Origin of the sequence: Xanthobacter autotrophicus ATCC 700552 (assembly GCF_043194565.1) — a bacterium.
Classification (GTDB): domain Bacteria; phylum Pseudomonadota; class Alphaproteobacteria; order Rhizobiales; family Xanthobacteraceae; genus Xanthobacter; species Xanthobacter autotrophicus_F.
On sequence record NZ_JBAFVS010000006.1, the window covers coordinates 141257 to 161906 of the forward strand.

General features: G+C 67.9%; 22 protein-coding genes. 13 read left to right on the forward strand and 9 right to left on the reverse strand.

Annotated features, from left to right (window positions below; genetic code table 11):
• Window position 1: 1 nt before the first annotated feature.
• The 5 genes from V5F48_RS08760 to V5F48_RS08780 form a co-directional block, all read right to left on the reverse strand.
• Window positions 2–1666 (reverse strand): DUF4166 domain-containing protein, encoded by a 1665-nt coding sequence (locus V5F48_RS08760; RefSeq protein ID WP_394258382.1) that lies wholly within the window; start codon window positions 1664–1666, stop codon window positions 2–4.
• On the reverse strand, window positions 1659–2066 hold the full coding sequence (locus tag V5F48_RS08765) for a thiol-disulfide oxidoreductase DCC family protein (protein WP_394258383.1): 408 nt from the start codon (window positions 2064–2066) through the stop codon (window positions 1659–1661). Before V5F48_RS08765 ends, V5F48_RS08760 begins: the two co-directional genes overlap by 8 nt.
• Before the next feature lie 67 nt (window positions 2067–2133).
• Window positions 2134–3255 carry a carboxylate-amine ligase gene (locus tag V5F48_RS08770; RefSeq protein WP_394258384.1) on the reverse strand — a complete coding sequence of 374 codons (1122 nt, stop codon included), beginning with the start codon at window positions 3253–3255 and terminating at the stop codon, window positions 2134–2136.
• 296 nt (window positions 3256–3551) lie between these two features.
• Window positions 3552–4280: a 16S rRNA (uracil(1498)-N(3))-methyltransferase gene (locus V5F48_RS08775; protein ID WP_394258385.1), complete on the reverse strand. Its 729-nt coding sequence runs from the start codon at window positions 4278–4280 to the stop codon at window positions 3552–3554.
• A gap of 341 nt (window positions 4281–4621) precedes the next feature.
• On the reverse strand, window positions 4622–5014 hold the full coding sequence (locus V5F48_RS08780; RefSeq protein WP_394109419.1) for a c-type cytochrome: 393 nt from the start codon (window positions 5012–5014) through the stop codon (window positions 4622–4624).
• Window positions 5015–5201: 187 nt separating this feature from the next.
• Here V5F48_RS08780 and V5F48_RS08785 point away from each other — a divergent pair, with 187 nt between their 5' ends.
• The 5 genes from V5F48_RS08785 to V5F48_RS08805 are packed head-to-tail and all read left to right on the forward strand — an operon-like array spanning window position 5202 to window position 9150.
• Window positions 5202–5849 carry an amino acid kinase family protein gene (locus V5F48_RS08785; RefSeq protein WP_394258386.1) on the forward strand — a complete coding sequence of 216 codons (648 nt, stop codon included), beginning with the start codon at window positions 5202–5204 and terminating at the stop codon, window positions 5847–5849.
• A complete protein-coding gene (locus V5F48_RS08790; RefSeq protein ID WP_394258387.1) occupies window positions 5846–6427 on the forward strand; it encodes a flavoprotein in 582 nt (193 codons plus the stop codon). Before V5F48_RS08785 ends, V5F48_RS08790 begins: the two co-directional genes overlap by 4 nt.
• A 1-nt stretch (window position 6428) precedes the next feature.
• Window positions 6429–7847 (forward strand): DUF6513 domain-containing protein, encoded by a 1419-nt coding sequence (locus V5F48_RS08795; protein ID WP_394258388.1) that lies wholly within the window; start codon window positions 6429–6431, stop codon window positions 7845–7847.
• Window positions 7844–8413, forward strand: a complete 570-nt coding sequence (locus V5F48_RS08800) for a DUF447 domain-containing protein (protein ID WP_394258389.1) — start codon at window positions 7844–7846, stop codon at window positions 8411–8413. The genes V5F48_RS08795 and V5F48_RS08800 overlap by 4 nt, the downstream gene beginning before the upstream one ends.
• Window positions 8414–8421: 8 nt before the next feature.
• Entirely contained in the window at window positions 8422–9150 is a 729-nt protein-coding gene (locus V5F48_RS08805) for a (5-formylfuran-3-yl)methyl phosphate synthase (RefSeq protein WP_394258390.1), read from the forward strand.
• 30 nt (window positions 9151–9180) lie between these two features.
• Here the strand turns inward: V5F48_RS08805 and V5F48_RS08810 are convergent, their stop codons facing one another.
• Window positions 9181–9888: a type 1 glutamine amidotransferase gene (locus V5F48_RS08810; RefSeq protein ID WP_394258391.1), complete on the reverse strand. Its 708-nt coding sequence runs from the start codon at window positions 9886–9888 to the stop codon at window positions 9181–9183.
• A gap of 449 nt (window positions 9889–10337) precedes the next feature.
• Between V5F48_RS08810 and rpsD the strand changes: the two genes are divergently transcribed.
• Entirely contained in the window at window positions 10338–10955 is a 618-nt protein-coding gene (gene rpsD, locus V5F48_RS08815; protein WP_138398902.1) for a 30S ribosomal protein S4, read from the forward strand.
• A gap of 120 nt (window positions 10956–11075) precedes the next feature.
• Here the strand turns inward: rpsD and V5F48_RS08820 are convergent, their stop codons facing one another.
• Entirely contained in the window at window positions 11076–11396 is a 321-nt protein-coding gene (locus tag V5F48_RS08820; RefSeq protein WP_394109412.1) for a DUF1476 domain-containing protein, read from the reverse strand.
• Between the two features lie 359 nt (window positions 11397–11755).
• Here V5F48_RS08820 and purC point away from each other — a divergent pair, with 359 nt between their 5' ends.
• From purC to V5F48_RS08855, 7 genes are all read left to right on the forward strand, one after another.
• A complete protein-coding gene (gene purC, locus V5F48_RS08825; RefSeq protein WP_138398904.1) occupies window positions 11756–12550 on the forward strand; it encodes a phosphoribosylaminoimidazolesuccinocarboxamide synthase in 795 nt (264 codons plus the stop codon).
• Between the two features lie 126 nt (window positions 12551–12676).
• A complete protein-coding gene (gene purS / locus V5F48_RS08830) occupies window positions 12677–12919 on the forward strand; it encodes a phosphoribosylformylglycinamidine synthase subunit PurS (protein WP_012116060.1) in 243 nt (80 codons plus the stop codon).
• A 117-nt stretch (window positions 12920–13036) separates the two neighbouring features.
• A complete protein-coding gene (gene purQ / locus V5F48_RS08835; protein WP_394258392.1) occupies window positions 13037–13735 on the forward strand; it encodes a phosphoribosylformylglycinamidine synthase subunit PurQ in 699 nt (232 codons plus the stop codon).
• Entirely contained in the window at window positions 13732–15981 is a 2250-nt protein-coding gene (gene purL, locus V5F48_RS08840; RefSeq protein WP_394258393.1) for a phosphoribosylformylglycinamidine synthase subunit PurL, read from the forward strand. The genes purQ and purL overlap by 4 nt, the downstream gene beginning before the upstream one ends.
• Window positions 15982–16010: 29 nt before the next feature.
• Window positions 16011–16244 (forward strand): BolA family protein, encoded by a 234-nt coding sequence (locus tag V5F48_RS08845; RefSeq protein WP_394109409.1) that lies wholly within the window; start codon window positions 16011–16013, stop codon window positions 16242–16244.
• Window positions 16245–16370: 126 nt separating this feature from the next.
• Window positions 16371–16709, forward strand: a complete 339-nt coding sequence (gene grxD / locus V5F48_RS08850; RefSeq protein WP_394109408.1) for a Grx4 family monothiol glutaredoxin — start codon at window positions 16371–16373, stop codon at window positions 16707–16709.
• Window positions 16710–16722: 13 nt separating this feature from the next.
• Window positions 16723–17028: a hypothetical protein gene (locus V5F48_RS08855; RefSeq protein WP_394109407.1), complete on the forward strand. Its 306-nt coding sequence runs from the start codon at window positions 16723–16725 to the stop codon at window positions 17026–17028.
• A gap of 119 nt (window positions 17029–17147) precedes the next feature.
• Here V5F48_RS08855 and folD read toward each other — a convergent pair whose 3' ends face one another.
• Window positions 17148–18023, reverse strand: a complete 876-nt coding sequence (gene folD / locus V5F48_RS08860; RefSeq protein WP_394258490.1) for a bifunctional methylenetetrahydrofolate dehydrogenase/methenyltetrahydrofolate cyclohydrolase FolD — start codon at window positions 18021–18023, stop codon at window positions 17148–17150.
• A gap of 267 nt (window positions 18024–18290) precedes the next feature.
• Window positions 18291–20423 carry a putative bifunctional diguanylate cyclase/phosphodiesterase gene (locus tag V5F48_RS08865; RefSeq protein ID WP_394258394.1) on the reverse strand — a complete coding sequence of 711 codons (2133 nt, stop codon included), beginning with the start codon at window positions 20421–20423 and terminating at the stop codon, window positions 18291–18293.
• Window positions 20424–20650 lie beyond the last annotated feature (227 nt).

Consider the following 20650-nt stretch of genomic DNA (forward strand, 5'->3'; position numbering starts at 1 on the left):
GTCAGCCTCGCTCGCCGTCCGGCACGAGCCAGCCCCGGTAACGGATGACGGGGCCGACGAGGGGCAGCGCGATGGCGACGTCGAAGCAGGCCCGGCCCGCTGCGTCCACGCTCTCGCAACTGGTGCTGGAGGGCAGCAGCGCCCGCGGCAGTGGCACGCCCGCAAGGCGGCCGCCGACGACGGGGTACCAGAGCCGGCCGGCACGGACCGCCAGCCCGATGTCGAAACTGAGCAGTCCGAAACGCTCGCGGACGCCGGGACCCGCGGTGTTGCGGGTCAGGTGGGAGCGGAAGCGCTGACCGGCGAAGTCCCTCACCCAGACTTCCCCGCTGCCTCGGCGCTCCATGGTCACACCGACGCGGACAGCGCCCCCGGCCCGCGGAAATCGCATCACGGCCCGAACGAGCCGGGCAACCACGCCGGGACCGTGAGTGACCTCGGCCTCCCCGTGCCACCGCCTTACATCGATCACCGCATGCAGATCGACCAGCGGTTGTGGAAGCAGGCGAAGATCCGGCCCGATCGCCTCGGCGAACAGCGCCTTCATGGGCCGCGTTGCCCGGTGCGTCGCAAGGTTCAAACCCGCCATCAGCACCTCGGCATCCGCGAGCGGAAACTCCGCTACGCAGGCCCGTGCGCCTGGCGCCACCTTGCCGTCGCGGAGGCGGCGGTAGAGAACGCGGGCGGGCAAGGCCGGCACATGCGGCCCATCCCCGGCGCCGGCAATCAGCACCCATTCGCGCAATTCCATGTCTGCGGCCCAGGTCCGGCCCACGACACGCACGCGCATGCCACCGGTATCGGAGCCGAACGGCTCCAGGCGCTCGGCGACCCATTTCAGCAGGCGCGCCAGCGGCGCAAGGCTGCGCACCAGTCCCCATCGCACCGGCAGCGACAGCAGCAGCAGACCGCCATGCATGAGCTTCAGTTCCAGCCCCGCCCGGAACAGGACGGAGCGGGCACCGAACCTTGGGGGAAACAGCGCAAGGTCCGGCGCGGCGTTATGGCTGGCCCAGCGTCCGGCAACGGCCGTCGCACCTGCCGGGTCGAGGGTGACGCGCTCAAGGCCGCTCCATCCCGGAACGGATACGAACCGACCACCCCGCCAGACCGAAAGGGGCCGCCCCGCCTGACCGACGATGGCGCGGATCACCGACAGGCCGCGCGGCGCCCGGTTGCCGGGCAGGATCACGCTCTCGATCAGGTGGATGTCCGCCATGCCGTCGGCAAGCTCGGCCACGACGGAGGACGACAGGGCCGGCACGCTCGACACGCCGGACAACACGGTCCGGCCGGCAGCGCGAGCGGCTGCGTCGAGGCCCGTGATGCCCGCGGTGAAGTGCGGATCGTCGGACAGGTCCAGATAGTGGGCACCCGCCGCCAGCGCAGCGTCGGCGAGGCGGTAGCATTCCGGCCCGTAATTCTGGAACGGGCCGGCAGCGTCAATCACCACGAACGGCCCGACATCGCGTACCCGCGCCGCCAAATCGGCAGCGTCGCGGTCAAACCGCAAGGGCCGGCCGCCGTAGCGGGCGCAGAATGCTTCGGCAGCGCGCATGTTGCGGCCCGCGACAACGAGATCCACGCCCGCCTCGCCGGCAAGGCCCATGCAGATGCGCGCACCAAAGACGCCGTAGCCTCCGACGACAAGGACGATGTCACTCAAGGAGCCGCGCTCGCAATTCCGGGGAAGGCGAAGTGCAGGCGCGGCGCCCGAACCGGTAGCGGTTGCGCGCGATGACGTCGTAGAGCCGATCTGTCAGGCCGGCCGGCAACCAGCCAAGCGGCTGGAACACCGCCCAAGGCCAGCCGATGGCGCCCATCGCCGCCGCGAACGCCCGCATCCGGAGATGGGCGCGACCATTGACCACGACGATATTGGTTTCCATGAGGTCTGGATCGAGCCCGTACCGGCCGTAGAGCGCGCGGCCTGTGTCCGATTGCGCGACGACGAAGCGGAACCGTTGCTTGCGGTCACACCGGACCATGAACCGCGCGAAGCCGGAGCAAAACACGCACGCGCCGTCGAAGACGATGAGATCCTGGTCGGGCGGAGGGGCGCTCATGGAATGCCGTATGGAGGAGCCTCCCGGCATCCTAGGGACGGACGGGCGGCCCGTCCATCAGCCACCCTCACTGCAGCGTGGTGTGGGCCAGCCAGGTCTTCACCGCGTCGAGCGCCTCGTTGCGCTTGCCGGTACGATGCTGGGCTTCCTGGAAGACCGCGATCTGCACGTCGGCGCTGGTGCCCGCCTCGGCGATGGTGCGCACGTGCAGGAGCGCGTCGAGGCAGCCGAGGTCTTCCGCATCCTCCCCCACCAGATGGACGAGGCCGTCCACCGCATCGCGCACCGCCACCGCGCGGCGCTGGACGAGATCCACGAACGAGCCGTGGATGCCGTAGCGCTGGGCGCGCCACTTGTTCTCGTCGGCGATGGCCCGGTCCACCGTGCCCACATCCTTGTTGTGGTGGGGGTTGCGCACCAAAAAGCGCACCAAAGCGCGGTACAGCGCCGCGATCGCCACCGTGTCCTCGATGCGGGTGCAGCTGTCGGGGGCGCGCAGTTCCAGCGTGGGCAGCTGGCGCGAGGGGCGGATGGCCCACCACACATAGCTCGAATCGGTGATCGCCCGCGCCTCCACCATGGCATCGATATAGCGCTCGTAGGCGGCGGCGTTCTCGAACATCTCGGGCAGGCCGGTGCGCGGCAGCTCGTCATAGGCCGCCAGCCGGTAGCCCATGAGCCCGGTCTGCTTCGCCCCCCAGAAGGGGGATGAGGTGGACAAGGCGATGAAATGGGGAATGTAGGGCACCATGCGGCGCATCACGTCCACCCGCGCGTCGGGGTCGGGCAGTTCCACATGCACGTGCAGCCCGCACACCATGTTGCGCTCGCCCAGCATCTTCAGGTCGTTCATGACGCCGTCGTAGCGATTGGCCTTGGTGGCGCGCACGCCGTCCCAGGTGGCGGTGGGATGGGTGCCGGCGGCGATCAGCCCCAATCCATGCTCCGCCGCCACGTCCGCCACGGTGCGGCGCAACCCCTTCAGCTGGTCAAGCGCGCTGCCCGCCCCGGTGGAGGGCCGGGTCGCAAGCTCCAGCTGGGATTGCAGCATCTCCACCGAAACGCTGTCGCCCAGGATGTCCTTCAGCTCGTCGAAAAAGCCTGACGGCATACGCCTTTGGACGGCCTTCGTCTCCGCGTTCACGACGAAGAACTCTTCTTCGATGCCGAAGCTGTAATCGTGCGACACGCAAGCCTCCCGCAGAAAATGCCAAAAAATGTGCGCCAATAACGCCCAACCAACGGCCAAGTTCCGGACAGACTGACGCAGAATCCGACAAAAATGCGGCACCCGAATGAGGGCTTTGCAGGATCTACTCTTTCTATATTTTAGCAAAATGCAACGTGCTACGAATCACTTGTTTGAAAGTGTTTCAGGATTTGCTGAAATTCTGATGGGTGGGATGGGAACAAATCCGCTGTTCGCGCGTTTTCGGCGCCCTGACCAACGGCTCCGGTCTTTGACCGGCGCCGGGTAGGTTGCGCTCAGCCGCCCCGCGCCGCCCCCACCAGGGCGAGTGCAGCTACTGCCGCCGTATCCGCCCGCAGGATGCGCGGGCCAAGGGATAGCGTGACCGCGCGCGGGGCGATGAGGGCGCGCTCATCCGGGCTGAAGCCGCCTTCCGGCCCGATCAACACGCTCACCGGCCCCTCCGGCGCCGTGCGCAGGGCGTGGATGGCATCATGGTCGGCCGCGGCTTCGTCGCAGAAGACGAGCACCCGCTCGGGGGGCAGCGCCTCCAGCCACTGGGCCAGCGGGCGCGGCTCGGCAACGCGCGGCAGGCTGAGGAGGCCGCATTGCTCAGCCGCCTCCACGGCGTTGGCCGCCATGCGCTCAAGGTTGATGCGCGACACCTGGGTGTAGCGGGTGATGACGGGCGAGAGCACGCCGGCGCCCATCTCCACCGCCTTCTGCACCATGTAGTCGAGGCGGGCGTGCTTCAGGGGCGCGAAGGCGTATTCCAGCGTCGGCGCTTCCGGCTGGGGGCGCACCTGCGTCGTCACCTCCAAGCGCACGTCGCGCTTGCCGCCGGCCACGCGGGTGGCCCGCCACTCGCCGTCGCGCCCGTTGAACAGCAGCAGATGCGCGCCCACGGCCAGCCGGATCACGTTCGCGACGTAATGGGCCTGCTCGGGCGCGAGCAGGACGGCTGCGTCCGGCCCCAACGCGGCATCCACATAAAGGCGCTGCGCGCGGAAATCATGATCGGGCATGGGGTCCTCCTCCGGTGCGGGAGGGACACCACGACAGGCCGCCATTTGGCAAGCTCGACCGCGAGCGGAGGGACGGACGATGGCGCATCCGACCCGGGGGCGCTTCACGGGGCGCTTCAAGCTGCCGGGAACAGGCGGGGTCCGTGAGGACCACCGCCTGCCGCCCCCAGCCCGACAGACGAGGGTGCTTGCCCTGACCGGCACAACCCTTGATGGATGAAGCGGAGCCGGCCTTCATCCCCCAAATGCGGGATGAGGTATGATTGCACGTGCGATAAGGGGATTCGGCCGGAGCACAAGTCAGATATTTGGCCGCCCCCTTGGCCGCCCCCCTGCCCCGCCTACTTCTTGCTGCCGTCGGCGTTGAACTGGGCGAGGAACGCGATGAGATCCTTGCGCTCGTCCTCGTTCTTCACGCCGGCGAAGGCCATCTTGCCCTTGGGGGCGAGCACCTTGGGGTTGGTGAGGTAGGCATCCAGTGTCGCCTCGTCCCACACCTTGCCCGCGGCGGCGCCGTCCTTGATATCGGCGGAATAGGCATAGCCCTCGAAATGCGCCCACTTGGCGCCGACGATGCCGTTGAGCGGCGGACCCACCTTCGCCTTGGCGTCGGGGCCGATGGCGTGGCACGCCATGCACTTCTTGAAGGCGGTTTCGCCCTTGGCCACATCCGGATCCGCAAGGGCCGAGCCGGTAGCGGCGAGCATGAGAACCGAAGCCAGAATAAGACGCATGAAGCTTTCCTCTCTCAACTGTCGCGACCGGTATTATTATTCATATATTCGAATATATGAAAACACCTCAGTCGCCCAAACCCTTGCTGCAGCGCACAAAAATCCTCGGTTGGAGGCAGCGCCGCGTCTCCTTAGCATGACTCCAGCAAACCCACCGATGCGACCTTGAGACCAAGCGGGAGACCATGTGACCATCATCGTGAAGATCGGCGGCAGCCTGATGCGGGGCACCGCGCCGCGCCGCCTGCTGGCGCGCCTTGCCGGCGAACAGGGGGTGGTGGTGGTGCCGGGCGGTGGGGCGCTGGCCGATCAGGTCCGCGCCGTTCAGCCGCAGTGGGACCTTTCGGACGCCGCCGCCCACCGCATGGCGCTGCTCGCCATGGAGCAGATGGCCCACGCCATGGCGGACCTCGAATCCCGTCTCCTGCCCGCCCGCACCCCCGCCGAACTGGCGGAAGCCGCGGCCAAGGGCGCCGCCCTGTGGTTTCCGGCCGCCATGACGCTGGGCCACGCCGGCATTCCCGAAAGCTGGGACATCACCTCTGACAGCCTCGCCGTGTGGCTCGCGGCCGAGATGGGCGCGGACCGGCTGGTGCTGGTGAAGGCGCCGGGGGCGCCATTCCTTGCCCCCTCCGGCGACCGCACCGCCGACATCGCCGCATGGTCAGCGACGGGATTGGCAGATGCGGCCTTTGCGACCATGGCGGTCCGGTTTACAGGCGATATTCTCGCCGTCCCCGCCGACGATGGGGACCGGCTCGACGCCGCCTTGCGCACCGGGGCGCGCGCGACCGAGTTGAATGAGGAAGCCAAGGAAGGTTCGCGTCCGTCATGACCGCCAAAGCGCCGCGCGCGAAAACGCCCCGCTGGGCCTGGGCCCTCACCGGCTCCGGGCATTATTTCACGGAGAGCATCGAGATCATCCGCGCGCTCCAGGACGTGGACCTGTTCATCTCGGACGCGGCCGACGAAGTGCTGCGCATGTACAAGCAGGACAAGGAACCGCTGCCGGCGCAGACCCAGATATTCCGCGACAACAGCGCCTCCTCCGCCTCCATCGGCCGCTTCTATCACGGCGAGTACCACACCCTGGTGGTGTCGCCGGCTTCCTCCAACACGGTGGCGAAGGCGGTGCACGGCATCTCCGACACTCTCGTCACCAATTGTTTCGCCCAGGCTGGCAAGTGCCGGGTGCCAGCCATCGTCTTCGCCTGCGACAGCATGCCCGAGATGATCACCATGGCCCCCGAAGGCCCGGTGCCGGTCTATCCGCGCCGCATCGACCTCGAAAACACGCGCCTGCTCAAGGCGTTCGAGGCCACGGTGGTGGCCGAGACGCTGGATGAGCTGCGCGCGGCCATCGCCCACCGCCGGGCGGAACTCGCCCAGCTCTTCCCCGCGCCGGCGGCCTGAAATGGCCGAGCGCGTCGCCCTCGTCACCGGGTCCCTGGCCGAGCCGCGCATCCGCCGCATCGCACAGGAGATCGCGGACGAGGCCCTCGACCCGGTGGTGGTCAATGTGGGCGTGAAGGTCGCGGCCTTGATGACGGCGGAGATCGTGGAACGGCGCCTGAAGCTGCCGGAGCGCATCGACCGCGTGCTCATGCCCGGCCGCTTCCGCGGCGACCTTGATCGCCTCGCCACCCGCTTCGGCCTGCCCTTCGCCCGCGGACCGGAAGAGGCGGCGGATATCCCCGCCTATTTCGGTAGGGGCCGGGGCGGCACAGTGAATCTCGACCGGCAGGACGTGCTGCTGTTCGCCGAGATCGTGGACACCACCCGCCTCACCATCGACGAACTTCTCACCCGCGCCCGCGTCCTGAAGGGCGAGGGCGCGGACGTGATCGACCTTGGTGCCCTGCCCGACAATCCCTTCCCCCACCTGGAGGAAGCCATCGCCGCGCTCAAGGCGGACGGCTTCAGGGTGAGCGTGGACAGCTTCGATCCGCAGGAGCTGGCCCGTGGCACCCGCGCCGGGGCCGACTATCTGCTCAGCCTCAACGAGCACACGCTTTCCATCGCCGAGGAAGGCGCCGCCGTGCCGGTGCTGGTGCCGGCGCAGGCGGGCGACCTTGCTTCCCTCGTCCGGGCGGTGGAGTTGTGCGAGGCCAGGGGCCTGCCGTTCCTCGCCGATCCCATCCTCGATCCCATCCATCTGGGCTTCACCGCCTCGCTGCTGCGTTATGCGGAGCTGAGGCGGCTGAAGCCGGACATTCTCATCCTCATGGGCATCGGCAATGTCACCGAGCTGACCGACGCCGACACCACCGGCATGAACGCTTTGCTCATGGGCATCATCTCCGAGCTGCGCCTGAATGCGGTGCTGGCGGTGCAGGTGAGCCCCCATTGCCGCACCGCGATCCGCGAGTTCGACCGGGCGCGGCGGGAGTTTTTCGCCGCGCGGGAGGCGGGCGCCCTACCCCAGGGCTTTGGCGGCGGCCTGATGGCCCTGCGCGACCGGCGCCCCTTCACCACCACGCCGGAGGAGGTGGATCGCCTCGCCGGCACGGTGGCCGACCGCAACTTCCGCATCGAGGTGACGGAACAGGGCATCCACGCCTACAACCGCGACGGCCACCATGTGGCGCGCGACCCGTTCGACCTCTTCCCCCACCTCAAGGTGGAGGACGACGGCGCCCACGCCTTCTATCTCGGCGTGGAGACGGCGCGGGCGGAGATCGCCTTGAAGCTGGGCAAGCGCTACGCCCAGGACGAACCCCTGAAATGGGGCGTGGCCGGCGAGACCGGCGGCCGCGCCGAAGAGGCCCACCGGTTGACTTTCAAGGAAGCGGGCTCGACCCTTTCCGCAAAGAAGAAGGGCGACGCTACGTGATCCGGGAGACCATCGTCACCACCCAATCGACCTTAGGGGAGCCCCATGTGGCGCCCATGGGCGCGACCCTCGTGGAAGGCGGCTACCTGCTCCAGCCATTCCGGCCGTCGCGGACGCTGGACAACATGGCAGCGCTCGGGGTGGCGGTGGTGAATTTCACCGACGATGCCCGCGTGTTTGCCGGCTGCATCACCGGCCGGCACCGCTCCTGGCCTACCGTCCCCGCCACAAGGCTCGACAGCGCGGTGCGGCTGGACCAGTGCCTCGCCCATGACGAGGTGGAAGTGACGCGGATGGAGGACGATCCCACCCGCCCGCGCTTCTTCTGCCGCATCATCCACCGCGAGCAGCACGCCCCCTTCCTCGGCCTCAACCGGGCGGTGGCGGCGGTGCTGGAAGGCGCTGTGCTGGTCTCGCGCCTGCACATGATGGACCCCGAGCGGGTGGACCGGGAGATGAATTATCTCTCCATCGCCATCGAGAAAACCGCCGGCCCCGCCGAGCGCGAGGCCTGGGACTGGCTGTGCGAGACCATCGCCGACCATCGCGCGCGGGTGGCGTCATGACAGTGCATGTGACCCTCCCCCCGGCGGCCCGCCCCGGCCTGCTCGCCTCGGTGGCCGATCTCGCCGAGATGGACGTGGCCCTCGGCGCCGGCGCCGACATCATCGACCTGAAGAATCCGGCCGAAGGAGCGCTCGGCGCGTGGGCGGATGCGCCGCTGCGGGCCGCCGTCGCCCGCTGGCGCGCGGCGGGCTGCCCCTCCGGCCTCAGCGCCACCGTGGGCGACCAGCCCCTTGAGGCGGCCACCATCCGTGCCGCCGCCCGGCGCACCGCCTCAACCGGCGTGCCGCTGGTGAAGATCGGCTTTCCCCTGCCCGCCAAGGGTGCGGCGGCAGCGCTGGCCCCCGTCCTCGATGCCCTGCGGCCGCTGGCGCGCGAAACCCGCCTCATCGCCGTGCTGTTCGCCGACCAGCATCCGGACCTTGCCACCCTTCCGCTCTTCGCCGAAGCCGGCTTCCACGGGGTGATGCTGGATACGGCGGACAAGGCGGCCGGCGGCCTCCTTGCCCATCTGGGAGTGGACCGTCTCGCCGGCTTCGTGGGAAAGGCCAAAGCTGCGGGCCTGCTCACCGGCCTTGCGGGCTCGCTGAAGCTGGAGGACATCGCGCCCCTGGCGGCGCTTCAGCCTCACTATCTCGGCTTCCGCGGCGCCCTGTGCGTCACCGGGCGCACGAGCGGCCTCGACCCGGCGCGGCTCGCGCGGGTGCGGGAGGAGTTGAAGGGGCGGGTGACGGCTTAAGCGTCGCCTACGGCCACGGGTTTTACCGCGTTACCATGTCGCCCTGAAATTGCGGTAAAGCTGCTCCGCCGCCTTGCGGAACACCGGCATCTTCTCTTCCACCGCCGCCACCAGCAGGGCGCCGCTGCCGGGGCCGGTGATGGCCTCCAGTGCGCAGCGATATTCGGTGATCTCGGCCCATTCGGGCACCGTGTCGTCGGTCAGCTCCACATGATACTGGATGCCGAACGCCCGCTCCCCCACCTGCAGCGCCTGGATGGCGCAATGGTCGTTGTGCGCCAGCACCTTGGCCCCCTCGGGCAGCTTCAGCACGGCGGCGCCGTGCCACTGCAAGGTCGGGAAGGTGGGCGGCAGGCCGGTGAAGAACACGGAGTCTTGCCCCGCCGGCGTGAGTGACACGTCGGTCACCCCCACCTCGGGGCGCGGCATGAGGCCCACCTTGCCGCCGAGCGCGTCGGCCAGCAGCTGGTGGCCGAGGCAGACGCCGAGATAGGGCTTGCCCGTGGCCACCCACGCCCGGATCGCCGCCTTCTCGGCCACGAGCCAGGGGTGCTCCTCCTCCTGCCACACATCCATGGGGCCGCCGAACACCATGAGGGCGTCATAGCCGTCGAGGGCGGGAATGGCGTCGCCCTCGTCCAGCTCCACGGCGTCCCAGATCACGCCATCGGCGCGCATGAAGTCGCGGAAGCTGCCGGGATGTTCGGCGGCGACGTGCTGGAAAACGAGGGCTCTCAAGGGATTCTCCCGGGGCCGGCGAAGCGGGCGCGGTCCATACTGGCGCACCGCCGGCCGGCGCGGCAAGGGCGGGGACAAGGGCAGGGTCAGCCCAATCATTGGCCCGGCGGGACCTTCCGTCCCGTCGCAGAGGTGGCGGCGGGTGCGGCCCCGTGCAGGGTCGCGCTCGCGCTTCCCATCGAGTATCGAAGCGTGCGAGGCCATCGCGAGGTGATCCGGAAGCCGTCCTGGCGCCGGCAAACATTGACTCGGACACGGTTCACGATTAAGAACCCGCCACCTTTCGGGCCGTCAGCGGCCCGTTCGGCGTTTCACGCACCCGTGGCATCGTTCGGCAGCGCGCTGGATGAGCCTGTCGGTGGAAGGGGTCCCGGCACTGCGCCAGGATCCGGTCCGCAGAGGAGGGGCGCGATCCCAATTCAACCAAGACCATCAAGGATCCGCGTTACATGAGCAAGCGCATTGCGGCCAAGCACAAGATCGATCGCCGTATGGGCGAGAACATCTGGGGCCGCTCCAAGAGCCCGGTGAATCGTCGTGAGTACGGTCCCGGCCAGCACGGCCAGCGCCGCAAGGGCAAGCTGTCCGACTTCGGCGTGCAACTGCGCGCCAAGCAGAAGCTGAAGGGCTATTACGGCTCCATCGGCGAGAAGCAGTTCCACAAGGTGTATGTCGAGGCCTCGCGCCTCAAGGGCGACACCGGTGCCAACCTGATCGGCCTGCTGGAGCGCCGGCTCGACGCGGTGGTGTACCGCGCCAAGTTCGTGCCCACCATCTTCGCCGCCCGCCAGTTCGTCTCCCACGGTCACGTGAAGGTGAACGGCCAGCGCGTGAACATCCCGTCCTACCTGGTGAAGGTCGGCGACGTGGTGGAGGTGAAGGAAGCCTCCCGCCAGATGACCCTGGTGCTGGAAGCCCAGCAGCTCGGCGAGCGTGACGTGCCCGATTACATCGAGCTCGACACCAACAAGCTGGCCGCCCGCTTCGCCCGCATTCCGGAGCTGAACGAGGTGCCCTACCCGGTCCAGATGGAACCGAACCTCGTGGTCGAGTTCTATTCGCGCTGACCTGATCGGCGCCCGCCAAACGAAAAGGCCGCCCACTCGGGCGGCCTTTTTGCTTTTGGCATCACCGGGATCCGGTTGGAGCCGACCGCCGTGCGGACGGCCCCCACCGGCAACGGGCGTTCAGCCCGCCTTCACCTCGGCCGCGGCAAGGGCGAGGAACTCGTCCATGTTGCGGCGGATCTGGTGGTCGGAAACCTCCACGCCCTTGGCGTCGAAGTCGCCCCTGAGCTTGCGGAACACATCTTCGTCACCGGCCTCCTCGAGGTCGGCGACCACCACTTCCTTGGCGTAGGCTTCCGCCGCCTCGCCGCTGAGGCCGAGGACCTGGGCGGCCCACAGGCCGAGCTTCTTGTTGCGACGGGCGACCGCCTTGAAGCGGGCTTCCTCGTCGAGGGCGAAGCGCTTCTCGAATCCTTCTTCGCGCTTGTCGAACGTGGTCATGGCATCCCTCTTCTGACGCTTTGGCGACCGACGGCCGGCCGGGATCGGATTGGCGGTCCCACGACCGCACGCGTGCCTTGAATATCTCTCACGTCACCCCAGATCAACGGCAGTGAAGCGCTGCCCCATGTCGCGTCCCGCCGCAGGCGACGAAAACCGGGTGCTGCCGGTGGCAGTGCAGGTGTTGGAATCACAGGCAGCGCGCAAAGATCAGAGAGCAGGCATGCACAGGCGAACGTGGACGCGCGTTGTGTCGCGGCGCCTGATCGGCTAGTGTCCGAACGGGCTTGGTGTGAACTGGCAACATTCACCCCCGGTCCCGCCGAGGAGCGTCACCAGAACGGAGCCTTGGCAAACCCATGGATTTCCTCAATCAGCGGTATATTCCCATGAGCCGCCGCCGCCGAATCTACGAAGGCAAGGCGAAAGTCCTTTATGAAGGACCCGAGCCCGGCACACTCATCCAGCACTTCAAAGACGATGCCACCGCCTTCAATGCGAAGAAGCACGATGTCATCGACGGCAAGGGTGTGCTGAACAACCGGATCTCGGAGTACATCTTCTCGCGGCTGAACGACATCGGCGTGCCGACTCACTTCATCCGCCGGCTGAACATGCGCGAGCAGCTCATCCGCGAAGTGGAGATCATTCCGCTCGAGATCGTGGTGCGCAACGTCGCCGCCGGCTCCATCTCGACCCGTCTCGGGATCGAGGAAGGCACGCCGCTGCCGCGCTCCATCATCGAGTTCTATTACAAGAACGACGCGCTCAACGACCCGATGGTGTCGGAAGAGCACATCACCGCCTTCGGCTGGGCCACGACCCAGGAGATCGACGACATCATCGCGCTCGCGATCCGTGTCAACGACTTCCTGTCCGGCCTGTTCCTCGGCGCCGGCATCCGTCTTGTGGATTTCAAGATGGAATGCGGTCGCCTGTGGGAAAACGACATGATGCGGATCGTGGTGGCCGACGAGATCAGCCCCGATTCGTGCCGGCTGTGGGACATGAAGTCCAACGACAAGATGGACAAGGACCGCTTCCGCCGCGACATGGGTGGCCTCGTGGAGGCCTACAGCGAAGTGGCGCGCCGGCTCGGCATCCTCATGGAAAACGATCCGACCCAGGGCAAGGGCCCGGTGCTGGTCAAGTGAGCCTGGTGAAGTGAGGCGTTGAGCCTTGCCACCCAAAAATGCTAGGCGGGGGCCGCAATGGCCCCCGTTTGCGTTGCAGCATGCCGCACCGCTCACCCGGGGCGGACCAAAAGAGCAGAAGGTGTCATGAAGGCACGTGTCATTGTCACCCTGAAGTCGGCGGTGCTGGATCCGCAGGGCAAGGCCATCGAGGGCGCGCTGCGCTCGCTCGGCGTTGCGGGCGTGCAGAGCGTGCGGCAGGGCAAGGTCTTCGACGTGGAACTGGCCGGCAACGACCGCGCTTCCGCCGAGGGCGCCCTGAAGGACGCCTGCGACAAGCTCCTCGCCAATACCGTGATCGAGACCTACAAGGTCGAGTTCGCGGAGTGATGCGCCTTGGGCGACACGCTTGCATTTGCAACAGGCTTGCATTTGCAACGCTCCGTCGCCGTATTTAACGCCGGCTCGACCTGTCTGTGCCCATTGGCCTGCGCCCATTGAGAGATCATGAAACCAGCCGTCATCCTCTTCCCTGGCTCCAACCGTGAGCAGGACGCCGTGCGCGCACTGCGCCTTGTCGCGGGCGCGAAGCCGCAGGTGGTCTGGCACGCCGAGCATGAACTGCCCCCCGGCACCGACCTCGTCGTGCTGCCCGGCGGCTTCTCCTACGGCGACTACTTAAGGTGCGGCGCCATTGCGGCGCGCGCCAACATCATGGATGCCGTGCGCGCCCATGCGGCCCGGGGCGGCCTGGTGCTCGGCATCTGCAACGGCTTCCAGATCCTGTGCGAGGCCGGCCTGCTGCCGGGGGTGCTGGTGCGCAACGCCCGCCTGCGTTTCGTCTGCCGCGAGGTGCTGCTGCGGGTGGAGCGGGCCGACACCGCCTTCACCAAGGCCTATCGCAAGAGTGACCTCATCCGCATTCCCGTCGCCCACGGCGAGGGCAACTACACGGCGGACGAGGGCACCATCACCCGGCTGGAACATGATGGGCGCGTCGCCTTCCGCTACGCCCGCCGCGACGGCCAGATCGACCAGACCGACGGCCCCAACGGTGCCATCAACGGCATCGCCGGCATCTATTCCGAGAAGTTCAACGTCCTTGGAATGATGCCGCACCCCGAAAACTACATCGAGCCGGAAATCGGCCCCACCGACGGCCGCGGCCTGTTCGAGAGCCTTGCCGGAGCCCTGAAGGCGGCGTGAGCACGCCCCTCAACTCGGATCGAACCGCTGTGAACTCCATCCCCAACACGTCCCGCATCACCCCGGAGCTGGTGGCCGAGCATGGCCTGAAGCCCGAGGAGTACGAGCACTTCGTGAAGCTGATCGGCCGCGAGCCGTCGATCACCGAGCTTGGCATCGTCTCCGCCATGTGGAACGAGCACTGCTCCTACAAGTCGTCCAAGGTCTGGCTGCGCACCCTGCCCACCAAGGGCAAGCGCGTGATCCAGGGGCCGGGCGAGAATGCGGGCGTGGTGGACATCGGCGACGGCCTAGCGGTCATCTTCAAGATGGAAAGCCACAACCACCCGTCCTTCATCGAGCCCTACCAGGGTGCCGGGACGGGCGTGGGCGGCATCCTGCGCGACGTGTTCACCATGGGCGCGCGGCCCATCGCGGCGCTCAATTTCCTGCGCTTCGGCGACTGCCACAATGTGAAGACCCGGCGGCTGCTGGCGGGCGTGGTGGCCGGCATCGGCGGCTATGGCAATTCGTTCGGCGTGCCGACGGTTGGGGGCTCGGTGGGCTTCCACAAGCGCTACAACGGCAACATCCTGGTCAACGCCATGGCGGTGGGCCTCGCCAGGACGGATGAGATCTTCTACGCGGCCGCCACCGGCGTGGGCCGCGCCATCGTCTATCTCGGTTCCAAGACCGGGCGCGACGGCATCCACGGCGCCACCATGGCCTCGGCCGAGTTCGGCGCCGACGCCGAGGAGAAGCGCCCGACCGTGCAGGTGGGCGACCCCTTCGCCGAGAAGCTGCTGCTGGAAGCCTGCCTCGAAATCATGAAGGCGGGCTGCGTGGTGGCGATCCAGGACATGGGCGCCGCCGGCCTCACCAGTTCCGCGGTGGAGATGGGGGCCAAGGGCGGCCTGGGCGTCGAACTGAACCTCGACGCCGTGCCCTGCCGCGAAACCGGCATGAGCGCCTATGAGATGATGCTGTCCGAGAGCCAGGAGCGCATGCTCATGGTGATCGCCGACGGCAAGGAGGAGGAGGCCGAGGCCATCTTCCGCAAATGGGGACTGGACTTCGCCATCGTCGGCCGCACCACCGATACCCTGCGCTTCGTGGTGAAGCACAACGGCGTGGTGGAAGCGGACCTGCCCATCAAGGACCTGGGCGACCAGGCTCCCGAATACCGCCGCCCCTATGAGGAGCCGCTGCCGCGTCCGGTGGTGGCCCCCGAGGACGTGCGCACCAATGCGTCGGTGGCCGACGCCCTGGAGCGGCTCATCGCCTCGCCGGACCTGTGCTCCAAGCGCTGGGTGTGGGAGCAGTACGACCACCTCATCCTCGGCAACACGGTGCAGCGGCCCGGCGGCGACGCGGCGGTGGTCCGCATCGAGGACGGCCCCAAGGCCCTGGCCCTGACCACCGACGTGACGCCGCGCTATTGCGAGGCCGATCCTTTCGAGGGCGGCAAGCAGGCGGTGGCGGAAGCCTGGCGCAACCTGACCGCCGTAGGCGCGACCCCCATCGCCGTCACCGACAACCTCAATTTCGGCAATCCCGAAAAGCCGGAGATCATGGGCCAGTTCGTGGCCTGCGTGAAAGGCATCGGGGCGGCCTGCGAGGCGCTGGACTTCCCGGTCGTGTCGGGCAACGTGAGCCTCTACAACGAGACCAACGGCAAGGGCATCCTGCCCACCCCGGCCATCGGCGGCGTCGGCCTGATCGAGGACCTGCACACCTCCATGACCCTGGCCTTCAAGGCCGCCGGAGAGCCGGTTCTGCTGGTGGGCAAGACCCAGGGCTGGCTCGGGGCGTCGGCCTTCCTCGCCACCGTCTGCGAGCGCGAGGATGGAGCGCCGCCCCCGGTGGACCTCATCGCCGAGAAGCGCAACGGCGACTTCGTGCGCGGCCTGATCCGCGACGGCCTCGCCACCGCCGTGCATGATGTCTCCGACGGCGGCCTCCTCATCGCCATCGCCGAGATGGCCATGGCCGGGCGCGTGGGGACCTCGCTCGAAGACCCGCCGGCCGGCATGGACCCCTACGCGTGGTGGTTCGGCGAGGACCAGGCCCGCTACGTGGTGACGGTGCCCGCCGGCCAGAGCGCAGAGGTGATCCACAAGGCGGAAATGGCCGGCGTGCCCATGGTCAAGATCGGCAAGACCGGCGGAGATCGCTTGATCCTCCCCGACGACCGCTCGATAGTTGTAGAATCACTGCGTGACCGGCACGAGACGTGGCTGCCCATCTATATGGGCGCCTCATCCTGACCGCTCCGCCGTTTTGAGGACTTGCGACCATGCCCATGAATGCCCGCGAGATCGAGCAGCTCATCAAGGACGCTCTGCCCGACGCGACGGTGGTGATCGAGGACCTGGCGGGGGACGGCGACCATTTTGCCGCCCGCATCGTGTCGGCGGCGTTCCGCGGCAAGAGCCGGGTGCAGCAGCACCAGATGGTCTATGCCGCGCTCAAGGGCAACATGGGGGGCGTGCTCCACGCCCTCGCCCTCCAGACCGCCGCGCCGGACTAGAGCCCGCGCCGGCGCTCACGCGGCAGTGCACAATGCCCCCATGGAGCCCCCTTGCGCTTTGGCGCGCGAGGGTCGATCTTGAGGAATGCTGGCCCTCGTTCGGCCGATCAAAATGGATTTGAGACCATGGGTATTCGTGAAGACATCGACGCCATCGTGAAGTCTGGTGACGTGGTCCTGTTCATGAAGGGCACGCCCCAGTTTCCGCAGTGCGGCTTTTCCGGTCAGGTGGTGCAGATCCTCGACCATGTGGGCGTCCCCTTCAAGGGCGTGAACGTGCTCGAAAACGACGCCGTCCGGCAGGGCATCAAGGATTACGCCAGCTGGCCGACCATTCCGCAGCTCTACATCAAGGGCGAGTTCGTGGGTGGCTGCGACATCGTGCGCGAGATGTTCCAGGCCGGCGAACTGGCGACCTTCCTTGAGGAAAAGGGCGTCGCCATCCGCGATCGCGCCATCGGCTGAGTCTTCGAGCGACGTGACCACGCCTGATCGGGCTGCGGCCGCGCCGCTCGCCCTCAAGCTCGCCATCAGCCTGGGGCTGCTGGCGAACGCCGGGCTTGCGATTCTGCTGATCGCCATCTCCGGATTCGTCTTTGGTGCTCAGGAAGGCGCCAACGGCGAAGCCTCGGCCGTCGCCGGCTGGGGCTCGACCCTTGCCATCAGCGTGCTGGCCCCTGCCATCGGCCTGATGGTGTGGCGCCGCGGCCGGCATCAACTTGCCCTCGCCATGGTCTGGCTGCCACCGCTGGCTTTGCTGGTCGGCGCGCTGGTCGTGATCTGAGGCTTGTGATCTTAAACGGCAGCCGCCGCAGTCGGCCGCGAGATCAGAATCGTCGCCTTCTCAGGACAAGGGCCGGTGAGCCATGCTCACCGGCCCTTGTCTCATTTTCCGGCCCTTGCTCATTCCACCCCGGCCTGTCGCTTGGCAGCCGTCAGGGTGTTCTGGAGCAGGCAGGCGATGGTCATGGGGCCGACCCCACCCGGAACCGGGGTGATCAGGCCGGCGATGCCCTGCGCTTCCTGATAGGCCACGTCGCCCACGAGCCGCGTCTTGCCGTCGGGCTTGGGAATGCGGTTGATGCCCACGTCGATCACGGTGGCGCCGGGCTTGATCCAGTCGCCCCGGACCATTTCCGGGCGGCCCACGGCGGCGATGAGGATGTCGGCGGTGCGGCACTCGCCCGGCAGGTCGCGGGTGCGCGAATGGGCGATGGTGACGGTGCAATCCTCTTTCAGCAGCAGCTGCGCCGCCGGCTTGCCGACGATGTTGGAGCGCCCCACCACCACGGCCTTGAGGCCGGAAAGGTTGCCCAGATGGTGCTTCAGCAGCATCACGCAGCCGAGCGGTGTGCACGGCACCAGCGCGTCGAGGCCCACCGCAAGGCGGCCGGCATTCACCACATGGAAACCGTCCACGTCCTTGGCGGGATCGATGGTGGAGAGCACCTTCATGGCATCGATCTGCGCGGGAAGCGGCAGCTGAACCAGAATCCCGTTCACCGCCGGATCGGCATTGAGCCTGGCGATCAGCGCCAGCAGTTCCGGTTCGGGCGTGTCCACCGCGAGCTTGTGCTCGAAGGAGGTCATGCCGGCTTCCAGGGTCTGGGCCGCCTTGTTGCGCACATAGACCTGGCTGGCCGGATCCTCGCCCACGAGGACCACGGCAAGGCCGGGCTTCAGGCCGTGGGCGGCGCCCAGGCGCTCCACCTCCTGCGCGATGCGGGCCCGCAGCCCGGCTGCGAACGCCTTTCCGTCGATGGGCTTGGTCTCGATCACCACATCCCCCAAATACGTCACCCCGCCAGCCGCGGCGCGCCTCGTCCAGGGGAAGGCAGCGCCGCTCGCGGGCTTTGATGTTCACCGAACTTGTGTCCACCGCATCGCGCAAAGGCAAGACCGGAACGGCGCCTCATCGCCGCAGCAGGCCATGTCACGGCACGACGCTGATGCAGACCGTGCACGGCTGAGATGCACGACCGGGTGCCCCAGGCCGGGGCAGCCCCTCTTATAGAGAACATTATTTTCTTTAAAAGAAAATAATGTTCAGCCCGGTGCGTGCCGTTGGGTCGCCACCTCGGGCGCTTGGGCTCCCGCGAGACCGGCATCTGCCACGTGCTGCCGCTCCAGCATGGCGGCGGCGGCCACGAGGGGCAGCGGCGGCGCGAACAGATAGCCCTGCGCCTGCTGGGCGCCGAAGGCCCTGAGAAAGCGCAACTGCTCGCGCGTCTCCACCCCTTCCGCGGTCAGGGTGATGCCGAGGGAGCGGCCGAGCCGGATCACATATTCCACGATGGCCGACGCATCCCGGTCGGTGCCCATGTTGAGGATGAAGGACTTGTCGATCTTGATCTTGGTGATGGGAAAGCGCCGCACATGCACCAGCGAGGCATGGCCGGTGCCGAAATCGTCGAGGGCGAGCCGCACCCCCATGTGCCGCAGCTTTTCAAGCGCCGCCTGTCCCTCGCTCGCGGCGTCGAGGATGGCGCTTTCCGTGATCTCGATCTCCAGCCGGGCCGGATCGAACCCGCTTTCGGCAAGCGCCGCGACCACCATGTCGTACATCGCCCCCTTGCGCAGGTTCAGCGCCGACAGGTTCACCGACAGCGTCACGCCCGGCAGCGCCCGCGCGTCCAGCAGGGCCGTGCGCAGCACATAGGCGTCGAACCGGCCCATGAGGCGCGAGGTCTCGGCCACGGGCAGGAAGGCGCCCGGCAACAGCCGTCCCTGGGTAGGATGGTCCCAACGCGCCAGCGCCTCGAAGCCGACGATGCGCTCGCTCTCCACATCCACCTGGGGCTGGTAGACCAGCGTAATCTCGCCCTTGTCCAGTGCCACCACGAGTTCCGCCTCGATGCGCCGCCGCTCGACCCGCGCCGCGTCGAACCCCGGCTCGAACAGGCGATAGAGGCCGGTGCCATCGGCCTTGGCCTGGTAGAGGGCCACATCGGCGAGCCGCAACAGGTCCGCGCTGTTGGCCGCGTCCTGGGGCAGCCGCGCAGCGCCGACGCAGGCGCTCAGGCTCATCTCGCCACCCCCCTCCAGCAGCACCGGAAGGGCCAGCGCCTCGAACAGCCGCGCGACCGTGCGATCGAGGTCGCCATCCTCCCGGCACGGAACCACGGCCACAAACTCGTCGCCGCCGAACCGTGCCACGACGCTGCCTTCCCCCAGGGCCTCCTCCGTCCGCCGGGCGAAGGCGCGCAGCAGGTCGTCGCCGGCGGCGTGGCCGGCGCTGTCGTTGATCACCTTGAAGTCGTCGAGATCCACGAACAGCAGCGCCAGCGTCTCCCCGTTCCGGCGCCGGGCGATGGCGGCGTCCAGCGCCGCGATGAAGGCGCCGCGATTGAGCAGGCCGGTCAGGTAATCCCGCGCGGCCAGCTCCCGCGCCCTGGCCTCGCTGGCGACGAGGTCGGCCGCCATCCGGCGCGCCCGGACCATGAGCACCAGGAACAGAACGGCGAGAAGGGACGTGAGCACGGCCGCCGCAGGCAACAGCCCCCACAGCATCTTGCTGCCGGGATGCGCGCCCCGCCACACCAGCTCCGCCTCCGAGCCGTCATAGAGGTTGGGGATGAAGATGCCCGTATGCGGCCCGCCCTGACGCGGCTGCTGGATCAGCTCCACCTCCTCCAGGCTGGCGGGGGCGCCCACCATCCGCAGGAACTCGGGGTCGATGACGTCCACGGTGATGGCCACCAGCGGCTGCGCCACATGGAGCCCCTCAACCTTTACGTCGAACGGCCGGGCCACCATGAGCCCCGCCGCATCCTGGGTGGCGACGACGCCCGAGAGCGCCGCCTTCTGCCCGTCGGCGAGGGCCCGCGCGACGGCGGGGCGGATCCAGCCGAACGCCCGCAGCTGGTTCTGCTCGCCGCGCTCGGAGGAATAGATGACCTGCCCCTTCGCGTCGGTGATGTAGACGAACTCGAAGCCGAAGCCGGTATTGAGCTTCATGCCGAAGCGGCGATGCAGGGGCGTCATGTCCCCGAGCGCCAGATGGTGGAGCGCTTCCTGCTCGTCGTTGGTGGCGACCAGCGCCTGCTCCATCACCGTTTCGCGGGCGCGCAGGGAGGCGAGCAGCGCGTCGCGCTCACGGGTGCGCGCCGTGTCGTCCTGGCGCAGGCCGGCCAGCACGAAGACCGTGACAAGGCCCGCCACCAGCAGCGCAAGCGCCATCAGGCCCGCCAGTAGAGAACGATAACCAGGGCTGCCCTGTCGGCGGGGAATGGCAGGGCCCTCCTTCATGGGCGGCGTTGCAGGCTGGCCGGGGCCGCATCAGATCACGCACGAGGTGCGGCACACGATTGATTTTCCGACAGACTCCCCGGCGGCGCAAGGGGTGCTGGCATTCCGGCACGCGGCACCCACGCCAGAAGCCTTGCATCTTGAAGGGGCCATCCACC